Annotated in this window: 13 protein-coding genes and 1 pseudogene; 5 read left to right on the top strand and 9 right to left on the bottom strand. The window is 71.7% G+C overall.

Annotated elements, in window-relative coordinates; all coding sequences use genetic code 11:
• From BMW85_RS31190 to BMW85_RS31175, 5 genes and pseudogenes are all read right to left on the bottom strand, one after another.
• The coding region (locus BMW85_RS31190) for an nSTAND1 domain-containing NTPase (RefSeq protein WP_218155989.1) at positions 1 to 3,927 on the bottom strand (3,927 nt) is incomplete at its 3' end.
• A gap of 17 nt (positions 3,928 to 3,944) precedes the next feature.
• Positions 3,945 to 4,250, bottom strand: coding sequence for a trypco2 family protein (locus BMW85_RS31185; RefSeq protein WP_091088594.1), 306 nt, complete (start codon positions 4,248 to 4,250; stop codon positions 3,945 to 3,947).
• 313 nt (positions 4,251 to 4,563) lie between these two features.
• On the bottom strand, positions 4,564 to 4,941 hold the full coding sequence (locus tag BMW85_RS52630) for a DUF6283 family protein (protein ID WP_425434388.1): 378 nt from the start codon (positions 4,939 to 4,941) through the stop codon (positions 4,564 to 4,566).
• A pseudogene (locus BMW85_RS52625) lies at positions 4,913 to 5,143 on the bottom strand (DUF6283 family protein); the annotation flags it as partial. The pseudogene BMW85_RS52625 and the gene BMW85_RS52630, both read right to left, overlap by 29 nt.
• A 138-nt stretch (positions 5,144 to 5,281) precedes the next feature.
• Positions 5,282 to 6,109: a helix-turn-helix domain-containing protein gene (locus BMW85_RS31175; protein ID WP_091088591.1), complete on the bottom strand. Its 828-nt coding sequence runs from the start codon at positions 6,107 to 6,109 to the stop codon at positions 5,282 to 5,284.
• A 157-nt stretch (positions 6,110 to 6,266) separates the two neighbouring features.
• Here BMW85_RS31175 and BMW85_RS31170 point away from each other — a divergent pair, with 157 nt between their 5' ends.
• Together BMW85_RS31170 and BMW85_RS31160 are read left to right on the top strand one after the other, a co-directional pair.
• Positions 6,267 to 6,992, top strand: a complete 726-nt coding sequence (locus BMW85_RS31170; RefSeq protein WP_091088588.1) for an alpha/beta fold hydrolase — start codon at positions 6,267 to 6,269, stop codon at positions 6,990 to 6,992.
• Positions 6,993 to 7,723: 731 nt separating this feature from the next.
• Complete coding sequence (locus tag BMW85_RS31160) at positions 7,724 to 8,707, top strand: CapA family protein (protein ID WP_091088585.1); 984 nt, start codon at positions 7,724 to 7,726, stop codon at positions 8,705 to 8,707.
• Positions 8,708 to 8,722: 15 nt separating this feature from the next.
• On the opposite strand, the gene BMW85_RS31155 is transcribed toward BMW85_RS31160, so the two are convergent.
• The 3 genes from BMW85_RS31155 to BMW85_RS31140 form a co-directional block, all read right to left on the bottom strand.
• The gene (locus BMW85_RS31155) at positions 8,723 to 9,349 is read right to left on the bottom strand and encodes a protein-L-isoaspartate(D-aspartate) O-methyltransferase (RefSeq protein ID WP_091088582.1); all 627 of its coding nucleotides are present in this window, start codon (positions 9,347 to 9,349) and stop codon (positions 8,723 to 8,725) included.
• A 6-nt stretch (positions 9,350 to 9,355) separates the two neighbouring features.
• Complete coding sequence (locus BMW85_RS31150) at positions 9,356 to 10,333, bottom strand: ribose-phosphate diphosphokinase (protein WP_091088580.1); 978 nt, start codon at positions 10,331 to 10,333, stop codon at positions 9,356 to 9,358.
• A 947-nt stretch (positions 10,334 to 11,280) separates the two neighbouring features.
• Entirely contained in the window at positions 11,281 to 11,502 is a 222-nt protein-coding gene (locus BMW85_RS31140; protein WP_091088575.1) for a hypothetical protein, read from the bottom strand.
• Between the two features lie 350 nt (positions 11,503 to 11,852).
• On the opposite strand from BMW85_RS31140, the gene BMW85_RS31135 reads away from it, so the two are divergent.
• From BMW85_RS31135 to BMW85_RS31125, 3 genes are read left to right on the top strand one after another with little or no spacing between them, the layout of a single operon-like run.
• On the top strand, positions 11,853 to 12,983 hold the full coding sequence (locus tag BMW85_RS31135) for an acyl-CoA dehydrogenase family protein (protein WP_091088574.1): 1,131 nt from the start codon (positions 11,853 to 11,855) through the stop codon (positions 12,981 to 12,983).
• A 10-nt stretch (positions 12,984 to 12,993) separates the two neighbouring features.
• Positions 12,994 to 13,845 carry a phosphate/phosphite/phosphonate ABC transporter substrate-binding protein gene (locus BMW85_RS31130; protein ID WP_091088571.1) on the top strand — a complete coding sequence of 284 codons (852 nt, stop codon included), beginning with the start codon at positions 12,994 to 12,996 and terminating at the stop codon, positions 13,843 to 13,845.
• Positions 13,842 to 15,050: a sulfurtransferase TusA family protein gene (locus BMW85_RS31125; protein ID WP_091088570.1), complete on the top strand. Its 1,209-nt coding sequence runs from the start codon at positions 13,842 to 13,844 to the stop codon at positions 15,048 to 15,050. The genes BMW85_RS31130 and BMW85_RS31125 overlap by 4 nt, the downstream gene beginning before the upstream one ends.
• Here the strand turns inward: BMW85_RS31125 and BMW85_RS31120 are convergent.
• On the bottom strand, positions 15,043 to 16,248 hold the full coding sequence (locus BMW85_RS31120) for an RNA polymerase sigma factor (protein ID WP_091088567.1): 1,206 nt from the start codon (positions 16,246 to 16,248) through the stop codon (positions 15,043 to 15,045). The two genes, BMW85_RS31125 and BMW85_RS31120, sit on opposite strands and share 8 nt — an antisense overlap.
• Between the last annotated feature and the right edge of the window lie 242 nt (positions 16,249 to 16,490).

Below are 16,490 nucleotides of genomic sequence, written 5' to 3'. Positions count from 1 at the left end.
GCCGGCGCTGGCCAGGCGGGTGCCGTCCGGGCTGAACACCACCGAGGACACCGAGTCGGTGTGGCCGGTGAGGGTGCGGATTTGGCGGCCGGTGGTCGCATCCCACATCCGCACCGTGCCATCATCGCCGGCGCTGGCCAGGCGGGTGCCGTCCGGACTGAACACCACCGAGAACACCGCGGCGGTGTGGCCGGTGAGGGTGCGCATTTGGCGGCCGGTGGTCGCATCCCACACCCGCACCGTGCCATCATCGCCGGCGCTGGCCAAGCGGGTGCCGTCCGGGCTGAACACCACCGAGAACACCGTGCCGGTGCCGCCGGTGAACGGGGCGCCGATTTGGCGGCCTATAGCCGCATCCCACACCCGCACCGTGCCATCGTTGCCAGCGCTGGCCAGGCGGGTGCTGTCTGGGCTGAACGCTACCGAGATCAACGTGTCGGTGTCGCCGGTGAGCGGGGGGCCGATGGGTCGACCGGTGGTCATATCCCGCACCAGCACCCGCACCGTGTCATCGATGCCGGCGCTGGCCAGGCGGGTGCCGTCCGGGCTGAACGCCACCGAGGACACCTCGTCGGTGTCGCCGGTGAGCGGGGTGCCGATTTGGCGGCCTATGGCCGCATCCCACACCCGCACCACCTTGTCGAAACTAGCTGAGGCCAGGCGACTGCCGTCCGGACTAAGCACCACCGAGGACACCGTGCCGGTGTGGCCCGTGAACGGGGCGCCGATTTGGCGGCCGGTGGTCGCATCCCACACCCGCACCGCTTTATCGACACCGGCCGAGGCCAGGCGGGTGCCGTCCGGGCTGAACACCACGGAGTACACCGAGCCGGTGTGGCTGGTGAGTTTGCGGATTTGGCGGCCGGTGTCCGTATCCCACACCCGCACCGTGCCGTCGTCGCTGGCGGTGGCCAGGCGGGTGCCGTCCGGGCTGAACACCACTGAGTTCACCGTGCGGGTGTGGCCGGTGAGGGCGCGGATTTGGCGGCCGGTCTCCGCGTTCCACACCCGCACCGTCTCATCGGCACCAGCGGTGGCCAGGCGGGTGCCGTCCGGGCTGAACACCACCGAATGCACCTCGTCGGTGTGGCCGGTGAGCGGGGCGCCGATGGGGCGGCCGATGGCTGCATCCCACACCCGCACCGTGCGATCGTTGCCGGCGCTGGCCAGGCGGGTGCCGTCCGGGCTGAACGCCACCGAGCGCAGCGGGTCGGTGTGGCCCTTCAGGATGCCTCGCGCAGGCTGGCTGACCAGCGCGTACATGCTCGTGCGGGCGTCGCTGGTCGGGGCGATCGCCCAGGCCGCCGCTGCCAGGCGGGCCGCCGTCACCGGGTCGTTGGGCAAGGATTGGCTGTAGGCGGCCAGCTGGCTGGACACTGCCCCGGTGCGTTCCCGAACCGCTTCTCTAGTTTGCCGGTCGGCGTCCTGGGCGAAGCGCAGGGCGGTTATCGCGGTGATGACAGCGATGACCAGGAGTCCGGCCAGGGCAGAGAACCGGGCCTGCCTGCGACGCCGGGCGCGGGTGGCGGACCGGGCGCCGGCGTGCAGGAAGGCGGTGGCGACCTCGGGCAGCCCGAGGTAGCGGCCGGGGTCGGCCTGCCATCGCGCCGCGGCGAGCTGGGCCGTCTCCAGCCGGATGCCGCGGTACAGGAACGACGCATCTTGGCCGGTCCGCGCCCATTCGGTGGCGTCCTGGCAGATCTCGCCGTGCAGCCGGCGATCGGCTTCCTCCTCGGCCAGCCAGGAGCGCAGGCGTGGCCAGGCGCTGAGCAGGACGTCGTGGGCGAGTTCGACGGTGCCGCCCGCTGGGTCCCCGAGCTTCGCCGGAGGATCGCCCGCCGTGGTGGAGGAAGCGCCGCTGTCTGTCGCGGTCGAGTCGGATGTGCCCGGCGCGCCGGCGGGCGCGGCTACGGGGAAGGGTGGCGCGGAACCGGTCACCATCAGCCGGGCGCGGGTGAAGGCCGTCACGATGTGGCGGACCACCTCAGGCCCGGCTGGCTCGCAGCGGGCGATCAGCTCACTGACACTTACGCGCTGCCGCACGACCTGCCCGTCGGCGCCGATGAGGGTCAGCGCCAGCAAGACCCCTTGAGCGGCCTCCTGCTGCTGCGGGGACAGGTCGCGGTAGGCGTCTTCGGCGGCATCCTCAACGGCGGAGGCGACGCCGCCGGAGCGGTCGTAGCCGTGCAGGGTCAGCTGTCCGTCGTGGCGGTTGTGCCAGGTGCGCACCATCGCCATCGACAGCAGCGGCAGCGCCCCCACCACCGAGCCGCCGCCCGGCGCCCCGTCGGCTGTGGCCCGGGTGTGGTCGATCAGGTCGCGCACCACCTGCTCGGCCAGACCGTCCTGCACCCTCAGCCCGGCCGCCGCGGCCGGCCCGGTGATCGCGCGGCGCAGTTCCGGCTCGCTCATCGGGCCCAGCACGAACGCCCGCTCCTCCAGCGCCCGCGCCAGCGCCGGATGGGCGGCGCACCGGTCGATGAAGTCGCCGCGCACCGCCAGCACCACGATCCCGGCCGGCTCCCGATCGTGCCGGTCCGCGCCCTGCCGGCCGGTCGCATCCAGGCCGGGAGCCTGCGGGCCGGCCGGTGGCGGCCCAGTCGGGGTGGCGATCGCATCAAGCGCGGCCACGAACGCGGCCGCCTCCTCGGCATGCCCGCACAATGACGAGGTGAACAGCTCCTCGAACTGATCCACCACCATGATCAGCCGCCGGGGGGTCTCGCCGGACCCGCCCAGCTGGCGGCGGCGGATCGCCTCGGCGGCCAAAACCTGCCGGGCTCGCACCCGGGCTCCGGCCGGATCGGCACCCAGCTCACCCAGCACCACATCGGGGTCGGCGCCGCACCGCACCGCCAGCTGCACGGCCAACTCCTGCAACGGCCGCTCGGAGGGGGTCAAGCACACCTGCGGCCACGACGGACAACCGCTGGGGTCGCCGGAGGCGGCGGTCAGGGCAGGCAGAAGCCCGGCGTGCAGCAGCGACGACTTACCCGCCCCGGAAGCGCCGGTCACCATGACCAGCCCGCCCCCCGCGCGCTCGTCGGCGACCATCGCCGTGACCATCGCCTGCAGCCGGGCGGTGGCCTGGCCCCGCCCGTGAAACAGGACCGCCTGCTCCGGGCCGAACGGCGCCAGCCCCTGATACGGACACCCGTCCGCCCACACCCCGCCGCCACCCGCGTCGGGCAGCGTGCGTAACCGGCCAGAGCTGGTGCCGAGCAGCGCCCACCACGCATCACGGTCGGGGAGAGTGTCGATCAACGTGATCGGCACGATGGTGAGATCCGAGGCGCCCTGACGCGGCGCGTGTTCCGACACCACCCCGACGACCAGGTCGCCGGCCAGCACTGCCGCCCCGGACATGCCCGACCAGGCCGACCCGGCCAGCGCCGTGCCGGCCGACGGCAGCGGCGGCCCCTCGGGGCGATGCCCGGTCTGCAAGGTGAACAGGCCCGGCCCCGGCCGCTGTGAGACGGGGATCCGGCCGCCGATCTGGGCGGCCTGGCGGACCGCCGCCGCGCCGTGGCCGCGCTCAAGGAATCGCGGGAACCCCACCGCACCGCAATCCTCGACCACTTCCAGCCGCTCCGTACGGTCGGCGATGCGCGCGAACCCGATCATCGGCAACAGACCGATATCCGCAGGCGCGTCCTCAGTGAGCTCCAGCACGGCCAGATCCGCGTGTCCGGCCTCGCCGCGCAGCCGCACCCGCGCCCGCCAACTCATCTTCGGGCCATCGGGCCAGGGGATGGCCCGACGGACTTCGATGTCACCGTCGGCAACGGCATGCAACGAGGTCAACACGTGACGGCCGTCGATCAGGAAACCCGAGGCGACCTGCCACTCCGTCCGGGCCGTCGAGCCGCGGCCGACGGCGACCTGGGCGATCACCTCGACGAACCGGTCCTGGATCGCCACCAGCATCACCCCGCCCCCTTCGGCTAACCAGGCTTGGCTGACGAACGGCGCGACACCTTGACCGGATCACCCTGCGGATCGACGGGCGGCTGCAGGACGACGGTCACCTTCTGCACCCGATCGTGCTCGATCTTGCCGCCGGCGCCAGCCTCCAGCACCCATACCTTGACCTTGCCGCTGCCCTCGCCGGTCTTCTTCATCCCGACCTGGAACTCCAGCGTCACCTCCCCGACGGGGAACTGGATCTCCGCATCAGCGCCCGCGGCGATCGCCTCCCGCAGCTCCTGACGGATCTGCTCGATCGCCTCCGGCAGCCCAAGCTCCGCCATACACCCTCCCACTGCACCAGGGGCCGGTCAGGAACCCGATCCTAGGCCGACACGGATCACGACGTCGCTGGAACGGCGGAGCCGCTGGCGGGTTGATCGCGGGCCGGCTGACCGCCACCGGCGGTACAACCACCGCCGACATCGCGGTGCTGGCATGCCGCTGCCAGCCGGCGACGTCGAAATCGGCGGGATGACGCCGTGGCGCGGTGTCGTGCGGGGGCGGTGTCGTGCGCGGCTTCGTCGTGTCGGCAATCATGATCTGGCGCGGTTCGGCTTGCTGGGCGGAATGCCGGGCTTGTCCGCGTGCGGTGTGTCACCGGCGGGTTCGCTCTGCGCGAGGGCGGCCGGCTGGCCGGTGAGGGTCGGCGATCGGCTGGACCGTGTCGGGAGTCGGTGCGGTCGTCGCCTCACCCTGCACGGCCGGTGCCGCTCGCCGGCGATCGAATGTGGCGATCGCCTGCACAGCTTGAGGGCTCGGCGTATCGAGGTCGGCCAGGCCATGCTCAGCGGCCTGAGTGCCGGAGGCGAAGAGCGGCACGGGCGAGGTGTAGGTCTCGACGGCGCGCGCGTCCGCGGGACTGAGCAGCCCGGTCGCCAGCGTGACCCGGACCGCCAGCAGTGTGGATGCCGTCGTGGTAGCCGGCCCAGCCCGCGCACACCCCCCGCCGGGGCGAGCTGCGGCCGTGCTGATGGCACAGCCACAGCGTCACCGGCTGAGCGAAGGTCGGCCGGTCGTAGCCGCGCAGCTTGTCGTACTCCTCCCGCGCCCACAATCCGGACAGCACGTCCCGACGGTAAGGGCAGGTCCCGCACGGTCTTTCCGCCGGCGGACCCGCTGGCCGCCCTTTCGCGCCGGCGGAGGCTCTCACAGTCGACGCTGCGGAGTCGCTCATGGACCTCCTCCCAACGGGGTGTCGGATCTGCTCTATTGTGACCGCTCGTCCCTGCTGCCGGACTGGTCGCCGGCCAGGAGGTCATCGGGGCGATGGCCCGGACCGCGGCTTCGAACGCGGCCGCCGCCGCGGCGCCGCTCAGGTCGCCGCCGGCAGGACGGAGGCGAGGAGCGCCAGCTTCTCGGCGCTGCCGGTGCCGGGGTCGGGGTGGAGGACGACGAGCGTCTGGCCCGCCGCGCCGCTGACGCCGAGCCGCTCCCGGTTCAGCCACAGCTCGCCGACCTGGGGATGGTCAAGGTGCTTGGGCGTGCCTTCGCAGGTGTTCACGTCGTGGCGGGCCCAGAGCCTGCTGAACAGCGGGCTGGCGAGGGAGAGCTCGCCGACGAGTTCGATGAAGCGGGGGTCGTCGGTGTCGGTGCCGACGGACGCGCGGAAGCCGGCGACCATGCCCTGCGCGGCGTCCTCCCAGTCCGGGTAGAGAGCCTGCTCGGCCGGGTCGAGGAACACGTCCCGCAGGCGGTTGCGCCCCGCCCCGAGGCGCGGCGACAGGGCGGTTGCCTGCGTGTTGGCGGCCAGGACGTCGAAGGAGCGGCCCTCCACGTACGCGGGCAGCGCGAGCGTGGCGACGAGCTTGGCGACGCCGGCGGGGACGCTCTCCTTGCGGGGCCGCCGCCGGCGCCGCCGGGGATGCCCCTCCCCGAGGCGGAGCAGGTAGGCCGTCGCGTCGTCGTCGAGCCGCAGCACGCGGGCGAGGGACTCCAGCACCTGCGCGGAGGGGTTGCGGTCGCGGCCCTGCTCCAGGCGCAGGTAGTAGTCGGCGCTGATGCCGGCGAGCATCGCGACCTCCTCCCTGCGCAGGCCCGGCACGCGCCGTACCCCCACGGAGGGGATGCCGGCTTGCTCAGGGGTGACGAGCTCCCGGCGGGCGCGTACGTAATCGCCCAGAAGGTTGGATTCGCCGCTCATGTGCCCACGGTAGTGCGCGCAGCTTCGCGCGTGCCTGGCCCCCTCACCCCCAGGATCGCGAGGGCTCTGGCTCCGCCGGCGGGCGAGCGGAAACCTCGCTCCGGAACGAACACCGGCCGGCTCGGCCGGTGCTCCCTCTGAGCAAGGAGCCGCATTCATGGCAACGTACGTGCTGGTACACGGGGCCTGGCACAACGGGCGATGCTGGGAGCGGGTCGTCCCGCTCCTGACCTCGGCCGGGCACCGGGTGGCCGCGCCGTCGCTCACCGGCTACGGCGACAAGGCCCATCTGCTCGGCCCCGAGGTCGGACTGGACACCCACGCCGGCGACATCGTCGAACTGATCACCGAGAAGGACCTCACCGACGTCATCCTGGTCGGCCACAGCTACGCCGGGCTGGTCATCTCCTCCGCCGCCAACCGCGTCCCGGAGCGGATCGCCCATCTGGTCTATCTCGACGCGATGGTCCCGGAGGACGGCGAGAGCGCGGTGGACGTGCAACCCGTGACCCAGGCCCTCATCGACCGCGCCGCGCGGTCGGGGACCGGCTGGCGGATCCCGCCGATGCCCGAGCTGCCGCCGCCTCTGGGCCTGTTCGGGGTGACCGACCCGGCGGACGTGGCATGGCTGCGGGCGATGCTGTCGGACCAGCCGGTGCTCTGCCTGCAGCAGCCCGTCCGGCTGGACAACCCCGCCACGCGCGCGATCCAGCGGACGCACATCCACTGCGTCGCGGACGTACCGGAGGGCATCACCCGGCGGCCCGTCCCGCCGACACAGCCGAACGGCACCCCGGCACAGGTGTGGGAGCTGCCGACGGGCCACGACTGCATGATCACCATGCCGGCCGAGCTCACCGAACTGCTGCTCAAGCTCGGGTGACCCGGTGGCCTGGCCCGCCCCCTGTTCAGGCGCCGCCGGCGCCATGGAGATGTCCCAGAAGGCGGCGTAGCGCGCGGTACGCAGCCGGTGCGCCGCCATCACCACCGTCCGGCCCGCCATCAGCCGTTCGTTGCCGCCGCGGCCGCAAGGCTCCTTGAGCGCGGCGGCGGACGCCAGGGAGTTCAGGATGTTTCCCGCCTGTTCCTTACGCAGCTCGATGGGGACCATGCCGGTGGCCGTCGCGAACGCGACCGCTGTGGCTTGGTGGTGCCGCGTCGGTTCGCTGCAGGACCACCGTGGCCGGCCCGAGTTCGCGACGAACACGATCGGTCAGCTCGCTGTCCATCGGCGGCCATCTGCCGTCGAGAACCGGTACGCGGATGGGATAGCCGCTGGTCCGCGGCGAGCGAGTGCCGCACAGGCGGGGGAGCGGCTTCGGTACCAAGACGCCATCGTGGGCCAGGCGGCGTCGGCGGGGCGCCGTCCGCGGGTTCAGTCGAGCCCGGGCGGCTCCGGCTTGGCGTGCTCCTCGCCGCCCGCCCGGTGCCGTGGCCTGCCGGGCGGGGGCCCGAGGCAGGAAGACGGCCGCGAGCAGGCCGATCGCCATCGCGCCCGTCGCGACAAGGAAGGAAACGCGGAAGCCGTGCAGGGTGGGGACGGTGACGCCGTTCACCTGGCGCGCGGTGCCGGCTGGACGCGTTTGAACACGTCATCGCGGGCAGGGGGATCTTGTGACTGTCACGCTCGCGCTGGCGGGTGACACGATGCTCGGCCGTGGCGTCGCGGACCTGCTGGCCACGTCCAGCGACCCGGACATGTACATCTCGGACGGCGTCCGAGGCTACCTGTCCGAGGCCGATGCCATCCTGCTCAACCTCGAGTGCTGCATCTCCGATCGCGGCAGCCCGTGGTGCGCGCCTGGCAAGATCTTTCATTTCCGCGCCCCGCCGCAGGGCGTCGATCTCCTCGCCGAGCTCGGCGTCACCTGCGTCACGATGGCCAACAACCACGCGCTGGACTACGGCTACGACGCGCTGCTCGACACCTGCGCGCATCTCGAGCACATGGAGATCGGCACGGCGGGTGCGGGCGCCACCCTGGACCAGGCGCGTGAGCCGGCCACCCTCGCTGTACGCGGGATGCGCATCGCCGTCATCTCCGTGACCGACCACCCGGAGGACTATGCGGCCACCTCCGACCAGCCCGGGGTCGCCTACGCCGACCTGCAGTCCGGCGTCCCTGACTGGCTGACGGACACCGTGGCGAGGATGCGTGAGGAAACGGATGCCGTGCTGGTCAGCCCTCACTGGGGTCCCAACATGACGGCCGCGCCGCAGCCGTACATCCGCGCCGCGGCCACGATTCTGGCCGACGCCGGGGCGACGCTGATCGCCGGCCACTCCGCGCACATCGCGCACGGGGTCGCACCGCCGGTCCTGTACGACATGGGGGACTTTCTCGACGATTACCTGGTGGACCCGGAGCTGCGCAACGACCTGTCGCTGCTGTTCCTGGTGACCATCGACGAGCTCGGTCCCGTACGGCTGCGCGCCGTGCCGCTCAAACTCGACTACTGCCGCACCGTCCTGGCAGAAGGCTGGGAACGCGCCTGGCTCAGCCAGCGTTTCATCGACGCCTGCGAGGCGTTCGGCACGGCTGCCACCACGGAGGACGGCCTGCTCATCGTGGATCTGCGGTCCAGGAAGGGAGGGTGACCGCCTGAAGGAGGTTCAGTCGTGCATCTTGCTGTGTTCGCCGACCAGCGGGACGAATTGGGCCGGTGTGAGGGAGCGCAGCCGGGTCAACTGGTCCTGCCGCTTGGTGTAGAGCGTGACGATATCGGCAATCTCGCTTGCTATCGGCATGACGAGCCGGCCGCCCTCGGCCAGTTGTGAGGCCAGCGGCGCGGGCACCGAAGGAGCGGCGGCCGACACGATGACGGCGTCGTAGGGCGCGTGGGCGGGCAGGCCGGCGGTGCCGTCGCCGACCAGCACCTCGACGTTGGTGACGCCGAACCCCGCGAGGTTGGCCCGGGCGTGTTCGGCCAGGTCGGCATGACGTTCCAGGGAATAGACCCGGCGGGCCAGCCGCGCCAGCAGGGCGGTCTGGTAGCCGTACCCGGTGCCGATCTCCAGGACGGTCTCCGTGCCCGAGAGCCGCAGAACGTCGATCATCTGCGCGATCAGGGACGGCTGCGAGGTCGGCTGCCCGTGGCCGATCGGGATCGGCTCGTCGAATTGGGCGCGCACAGCAGAACGCGGCGGGACGAACCGATCGCGCGGCGTGGCGGCGAAGGCGGCCAGCAGACGGGGATCGGTCATCCCCCTCCCCCGGATGACCTCCACCAGCGTGCGCATCGCCGGTCAGCTCTCGCCCTCGAACAGGCTCGTCACCGAGCCCTCCAGGAACACCTCGCTGATGGCCCGGGCCAGCAGCGGAGCGATGGACAGCACGACCATCCTGCCCGAAGGGATGCTCGCCGGGTTGGGCAGCGTGTTGGTGATGACGAGCTGGGCCAGGCCGGCCTGCTCCAGCCGCTCGACCGCGTCATCGGAGAACACCCCGTGCGTGGCGGCCGCGATGACCCGGGTGGCGCCGCGGTCGGTGAGGGCCTGGGCCGCCCGTACCACGGTGCCGCCGGTGTCGATCATGTCGTCGATGATCACGCAGGTCCGCCCGGCCACGTCCCCCACCACCTCGTGCACGCTCACCTCGTTGGGCCGCTCGGGGTCCCGGCGCTTGTGGATGATCGCCAGTGGGCAATGGAGCCGATCTGTCCATTTCTCGGCCACGCGGACCCGGCCGGCGTCCGGCGCCACCACGGTCAGCCGGTCCGTGTCCACGTGCCGGGTGACGTGCTCGGCGAGCAGGGGAAGGGCGTGCAGGTGGTCGACGGGGCCGTCGAAGAAGCCCTGGATCTGCGCCGTGTGCAGGTCCACGGTCATGATCCGGTCGGCCCCCGCGGCGGCGAACAGGTCGGCCATCAGCCGGGCCGAGATCGGCTCGCGGCCGCGGTGCTTCTTGTCCTGGCGGGCGTACCCGAAGAACGGCACCACCACGGTGACGCGCCGCGCCGAGGCGCGCTTGAGCGCGTCGACCATGATGAGCTGCTCCATGATCCAGGTGTTGATGGGGCTGCAGTGACACTGGATCACGAATGCGTCAGAGCCGCGGACGGACTCGTTGAACCGGACGTAGATCTCGCCGTTGGCGAACTCGCGCAGCTCTGTCGACACTATTTCGGTCCGCAGCTCACGGGCCACCTCGTGGGCGAGATCCGGGTACGCGCGACCGGAGAAGAGCATCAGCTTCTTCTCTCCGGCCTGCTTGATCCCCGTCACGGCCTCCCCCTTACCGCTGTGGCGCCGTACAGCGACCGCGATGTCCGCGCCTATCAGCGCGGCTACCCCAGCCCATCAGCCGCTAACAGCCCACCAAGCATTGTGGCGGTGTGCTGCCGGGCGCGGGCCCTGGCCCAGTGTCCGGCGTGGTGTCGTGCGGTGCGGCGGTTGTCTCGGCGGCGGCGGCCGGCTCGCGCCCGCGGTGCTGCGGCGTCGGCCGCGGAATGCAGATCGGGGGCCGGTTTATCGAGCGTGACGTCTTCGCGTGCGATGACGGCGGCGAACTCATGCCTCAGGCCGAGAGCGTCGAGCCCGGGAGGGAGGAGGACCCGGCTGGCGCCCGAGGCGACGGCGCAGCGCAGGCCAGCCCGGCGTGCGGCGTGCAGAGGCTTCACGCCGCACGCGATGGCGGTGATGTGGTGCACGCTGGCCAGCAGGTGGGCGCGGCTGGATCGGACGATCTCGTTGCGGGTAGCGGCAGGGCGGCCGGCAGGTCGTGGATGGACAGGCCGACGTGCCGGCGATACCAGGCGTGATCGAGGTCGTGGCCGTGCGGCTGCAGCGCCGCTCGTAGTGCCTGCTCGTGGCTGGATGTGGTGTCGGCGAGGGTCCCGTCGAAGTCGAGGATCAGGGCCCCTGGATGCCGTCGGGGATCGCTGGGGCCCAGCCCTTCGCGCACGGCGGGACCGCGCGGGCTGGGGGGTGGGGCGCTGTGTTCGTGCCGGCGCCAGTTCCGCGCGGTGGCCGCAGCACATGCACCGGCCTCCGGGCTCTGCCAGGGCTCGCGCCCGCAGCCCAGGCCGGTGCTGGCGTCCTGAATCCAGGACCGGATGAGCTCGGCCGCCTCGTGCTCGTCAACGGTGCGCCGGTTGACGACCCGGTAGCGTGCCGGGTCGGTGGCGGCGGGCCGAGGTCGGGCAGGAACCGGTAAGAGGACGCGAAATCCATCAGGGCCCGCGTCGTCTCCAGGGCCGCGTCCAGGTCGCCGGGGGCAGCAGCAGAGCCTGGCACACCGCTGTGGTGTCCACGCTGCGGCCCTCGACGACGGCACGTCCGTGCGACAGCTCGGCGATGGCCTCCCGCAGGGCGCCGAGCAGGGCTTCGCCGAGGCCCGGACGCCCGTCGGCCCGTTGGGAGAACCTCTCCAGCAGCGCCGGTGGGGTGGCCATCGCGGGGGCGGGGAGGACGCCGTCGTCGGTGAGCGCACGATCTGTATGCGGCTATGAACTGTGGTAGGCGGATTTTCGTCATTTACGTGCCACATCGGGATGGTCGATGTCTGGGACCCCAGGTTGCTATGCGAATTTTATTCATATTGACCTTCCACGGACTGGCTCCAATCATCTGACAGTTGACGCTAACGGAACGTCTACGTACGATCGGCTGTGTTGTTCACCTCGGGCGATATCTCCTCGTGCGCCGCAATGCGCGAGTGAAATGACAGTTGTCGTCCATTGGTGTATGCGCATCCGACGACGTCCAGCTATCGACCACGACCCCTCGAAAGTGGTGATTAGCCATGTCTCCTGAGGCTTCAGAGCATTTCGCCGCCCTCGATTCCGTCATCGAATCCACCATCGCCCCCCAGGCCGCCGAAATCGACCGGACCGGTGCGTTCCCCAGAGCGAGCATCGACGCCTTGGCCAAGGCGGGCCTGCTCGGCCTGATCAGCGCCGAGGAGGTGGGCGGTAAGGGGGCCGGGATGGCCGAGGCCGCTCGCGTCGTCGAGCGACTCGCCGGCGCCTGCGGTTCGACGGCGATGATCGTCCTGATGCACTACGCGGCGACCGCCTTGGTGGAGGCTTACGGAAGCCCGCGAGCGCGCCAGGAGATCGCCCGCAACGAGCACCTGACGACGCTGGCCTTCTCGGAAGCCGGGTCGCGCAGCCACTTCTGGGCTCCGCTCGGCACGGCGACGCGTGACGGCGGGCGGGTACGACTCGACTCCGACAAGAGTTGGGTGACGGCCGCTGGCGAGGCCGACAGTTACGTGTGGTCGAGCCGGCCCATCGACGCCGAGGGGCCGATGAGCATCTGGCTGGTGCCCAGCCGTACCGCGGGGCTCGAGGTGCGTGGGCCGTTCGACGGGTTCGGGTTACGGGGCAACGCGTCCAACCCGATCAAGGGCCAGGGCGTCACCGTCGAGACGGAGGCGCTGCTCGGCGCGGACGGCAAGGGGCTCGACCAGGCCCTGCAGACGGGACTGCCGTACTTCCTGGTGCTCAACGCGTCGTTCTCCATCGGGCTCATGGAGGCCCTCCTCGGGGCGGCGCGCGAGCATCTGCTGCGCACGCGACTGGAGCATCTCGACCAGACGCTCGCCGACCAGCCGTTGCAGCGGGCGAGGTTCGCGCGGGTGAGGACGCTGGCCGACACGGCCCGGGCCTTCCGCGACGACACCCTGGCCGCGCTGGGCGCGGGACGGGAGGACGCGACGCTGCGCGTGCTGCAGGTCAAGGCCGTGGCGGGCGAGGCGGCGGCCGAGGTGGCCGACGAGGTCATGCGGCTCTGCGGCGGCTCGGCCTTCCGTAAGTCGACCGGCGTCGAGCGGCTGTTCCGCGACGCCCTCGCCGCCCGTGTCATGGCGCCGACCACTGAGGCGCTCCACGACTTCGTCGGCCGGGCCACTCTCGGCCTGCCGCTCTTCTAAGGAGGCCACCATGACTCTGCTGATGGGCGCCGTCGCCTATGACCCGAAGGTGGTCACCATCTGGGGAGGCTTCCGTTCCTGGCTGAACGAGCACGGCTGTCCCTTCGACTTCGTCCTCTATTCCAACTACGAACGGCAGGCGGAAGACCTCGCCTCAGGCCGGATCGACGCGGCGTGGAACTCGCCGCTGTCCTGGATCCGCAGCCGCAGGCTGGCCGAGGCGAACGGCCGCACGCTGACCCCGCTGGTGATGCGGGACACCGACCGTGATCTCACCTCGGTCATCGTGGTCCTGGCCGACTCGCCGTACAAAGACCTGGCCGACCTCAGAGGAGAGACGATCGCGGTGGGCGCCGTGGACTCGCCGCAGGCGACGCTGCTGCCCCGGTCCTTCCTCGCCGAGCACGGGCTGCGGGAAGGCGCCGAGGTCGAGTTGCGGCGTTTCGACGTGGGCGTCGGCCTGCACGGCGACCACATCGGCGGCGAACGCGACGCCGCCCGGGCGCTCGCCGCGGGGAAGGTCGCCGCCGCCTGCATGATCGACAGCAACCATCTGCTGTTCGGCAAGGAGGGCACGCTCAGCGCGGGCAGCACGCGCGTCCTCGCCCAGACGCCGCCGTACGACCACTGCAACATGAGCGTCGGCGACACCGTCCCCGAGCAGACCAAGCGGAACTTCGGCGAGTTGCTGCTGTCGATGTCCTATGTCGATCCCCAGGTGCGACCGCTGTTCGACCTGGAGGGACTGACGAGCTGGCGGCCCGGCCGCGTCAGCGGATACGGCGCGCTGGAGCGAGCCGTCGACGAGACGGGCTTCTACAGCGCGGAAGGCACCGTCACCGCACAGGGATACCGACCGTGACCGGGACCGCGCGGTCGCTGCTCGACCTCGGGGATCTCGGGTTCGAGCAGGGAGCGCATCTGCTGGTGCAACGGGCGCTGGAAACGCTGCCGCCGGGGGCCGAACTGGCCGTCGCCGGTCTCGATCCCGCGCTGGTGGTGCACCTGGAGGCGTGGTGCCGTGGCAAGGGCCACCGGGCGCTGCGGGCGGAGGAGAACGACGAGGGCGTCAGAGCGACGGTGACGCGCGGGCGGACCGACCTCGACCGCTGGGCTCGCGCGGAGCGGGCGGGGCGGCCGGAGCCCGGGGGCATCGTCGCCAGCCCCGACCCTAGCTGGGGGCTGGCCGCCCGAGGCGCGCTCGTGGAGCCCGGCGGCCCTCCGCTCAACGCCGATCTCGTGGAACGCGACCTGGTGTGGGCGGAGCTGGCGCCCAGCCTGTACGCGCACGCCGCCTCAGCCCAGTGGGATCCGGCGACCGCGATCGGATGGGACGCGGAGGTCGCGCTCGCGCCCGAGATCGAGCGCGCGGTCGTGCAGATCATGACCTTCCTGGTCGAGAACGAGCAGGCGGCGCTGGTGGTGCCGGCGCGGCTGCTGGCCCGCATCCATCCGCATTTCCGCGAGGTGCTGCAACTGCTCGCCGTACAGGCGGCCGACGAGGCCAGGCACGTCGAGATCTTCACCCGCCGGGCGCTGCTCAGCAGCGGGGAGATGGGGACCTCGTCGGTCAGCGGGCGGGAGTCGCTGGCGACGCTGCTGACGGAGCCGGACTTCTCTCTGGCTTCGTTCCTGCTGTCCGTGCTGGGCGAGGGGAGCTTCCTCAACCTGCTGACCTTCATCGACAGGAACGCGCCCGACCCGGTCACCCGCCAGGTCGCCAGGATGGCCAGGCAGGACGAGGCCAGGCACGTGGCGTTCGGCGTGGCGCATCTGCAGCACCAGGGGAAGGTGGATCCGACGCTGCTGGGGCGGCTGCGTGGCGCGGTCGAGCAGCGGCACCAGACGCTCGTCTCCAGCGCAGGACTGAACCAGGACGTGTTCGACGCCCTGGTGCTGCTGGCGGCGGGGGAGTGGAGCCCGTCGGGGATCAGGCGCGGCTACGCCGCCGTCCAGGAGTTGCAGGAGGAGATGGACCAGGGACGCCAGCATCGGCTCGTGCGGCTGGGCTTCCCCGCCGACGAGGCGGCGGAGCTGTCGGCCCTGCACACCCGCAACTTCATGTGATCGGCGGCAGCCGCTCTTCCAGCAGGGCGTACTGGGCGGGGTTGGTGGTGAGGGCGAGGGCCCGTTCGTCGCTCTCCCGCGCCTCGTCCGTACGGCCCAGCGCCCGGAGCACTTCGGCGCGCGTGGCATGGAGGAGCGGATAGCGCCGCAACGCGTCGGTGAGCGCGTCGAGCTCCGCCAGCGCGGCCTCCGGCCCCAGGACGTAGCGCACGGCGATCGCGCGGTGGAGCCAGGTGACCGGTGACGGTGCGGTGCGGAGCAGCAGGTCGTACAGGACAAGGATCTGCGCCCAGTCGGTCTCCTCGAAGCTCGGCGCCTCGGTGTGACAGGCGACGATCGCGGCCTGGAGCTGGTAGGGCCCCGGGCTGTGGTGAGCGCGGGCGGCGTGCCTCAGCAGGGCGGCGGCGTCGTCGATGGCGTCGCGATCCCAGCGGGTGCGGTCCTGGCGCTGGAGGAGGACGAGACGTCCCTGCTCGTCGAAGCGGGCGGCGGCGCGGGCCCGGTGCAGGCGGATGAGGGCGAGCAGCCCGGCCACTTCCGGCTCTTTGGGGAGGAGTCCGTGCAGGAGCGTGGCGAGCCATTCCGCGTCGTCGACGAGGTCGCGGGCGTGGGCGCGCTCGGGCGTACTGGACAGGTAGCCCTCGTTGAAGAGCAGGTAGATGACGGCGAGGACGGCGTCGAGCCGCTCGGGGAGCTCGTGGTCGGGCGGGACGCGGTAGGGGATGCCGGCCGCGCCGATCTTGCGTTTGGCGCGGGTGAGGCGCTGGGCGACGGTGGTCTCGGGGACGACGAAGGCGGCGGCGATCTGCGCGGTGCTGAGGCCGCACACCACCCTCAGGGTGAGGGCGATCTGGGCTTCGCGGGCGAGGGCGGGGTGGCAGCAGGTGAAGATGAGCCGCAGCCGCCCGTCGGGTTCGTGGAATCCGGGGCCACGCACCTGCTGGAGCTTGTGGCGGTAGGTCGACTCGCGGCGGAGCAGGTCGAGCCCGCGCCGCCGGGCGACAGTGAACAACCAGGCGTCGGGACGGTACGGCACTCCCTCCTCCGGCCAGCGGCGCAGGGCGGTCTCGACGGCGTCCTGTACGAGGTCTTCCGCCGTGGCGAAGTCGCCGAGCAGGGACACGAGCGCGGCCGCGAGCCGTCCGCCGTGCTCGCGCACGGCGCGGTCGAGCGCATCCCTGCTCAGCTGCTCGTTCAAGCCCCCGACTCCTCTGTGTGACCGGCCGGTCACTCACTTTACGCGGTCGGTACGGCGGAGCCGGAGTACGGCAGGCGTCTCATGGCGCGCAAGCGCGCCGCACCGGCCGACGACTCCGTCTCCAGGCTCCGAGCTCGTCCCGTGCTTTCCCGGGATGCGGCTCGCCGTACCCGTGGAGTCACCGCGCAGGTACGAGGGCAAGCTCACCGGCGGCCTGATGGAGCCGCCGGTGGAATGGCGAG

It is taken from the genome of Nonomuraea wenchangensis (assembly GCF_900111685.1).
Classification (GTDB): Bacteria; Actinomycetota; Actinomycetes; order Streptosporangiales; family Streptosporangiaceae; genus Nonomuraea; species Nonomuraea wenchangensis.
Note: the sequence above shows the minus strand (reverse complement) of the source record. Positions and strands in the feature narration are given on the sequence as shown.

Coding starts and splice junctions, on each gene's coding strand:
- BMW85_RS31135 (WP_091088574.1), top strand. CDS start 11,853: ATGTCTCCTGAGGCTTCAGAGCATTTCGCCGCCCTCGATTCCGTCATC.
- BMW85_RS31155 (WP_091088582.1), bottom strand. CDS start 9,349: ATGCGCACGCTGGTGGAGGTCATCCGGGGGAGGGGGATGACCGATCCC.
- BMW85_RS31185 (WP_091088594.1), bottom strand. CDS start 4,250: ATGGCGGAGCTTGGGCTGCCGGAGGCGATCGAGCAGATCCGTCAGGAG.
- BMW85_RS31130 (WP_091088571.1), top strand. CDS start 12,994: ATGACTCTGCTGATGGGCGCCGTCGCCTATGACCCGAAGGTGGTCACC.
- BMW85_RS31140 (WP_091088575.1), bottom strand. CDS start 11,502: ATGGCCACCCCACCGGCGCTGCTGGAGAGGTTCTCCCAACGGGCCGAC.
- BMW85_RS31170 (WP_091088588.1), top strand. CDS start 6,267: ATGGCAACGTACGTGCTGGTACACGGGGCCTGGCACAACGGGCGATGC.
- BMW85_RS31175 (WP_091088591.1), bottom strand. CDS start 6,109: ATGAGCGGCGAATCCAACCTTCTGGGCGATTACGTACGCGCCCGCCGG.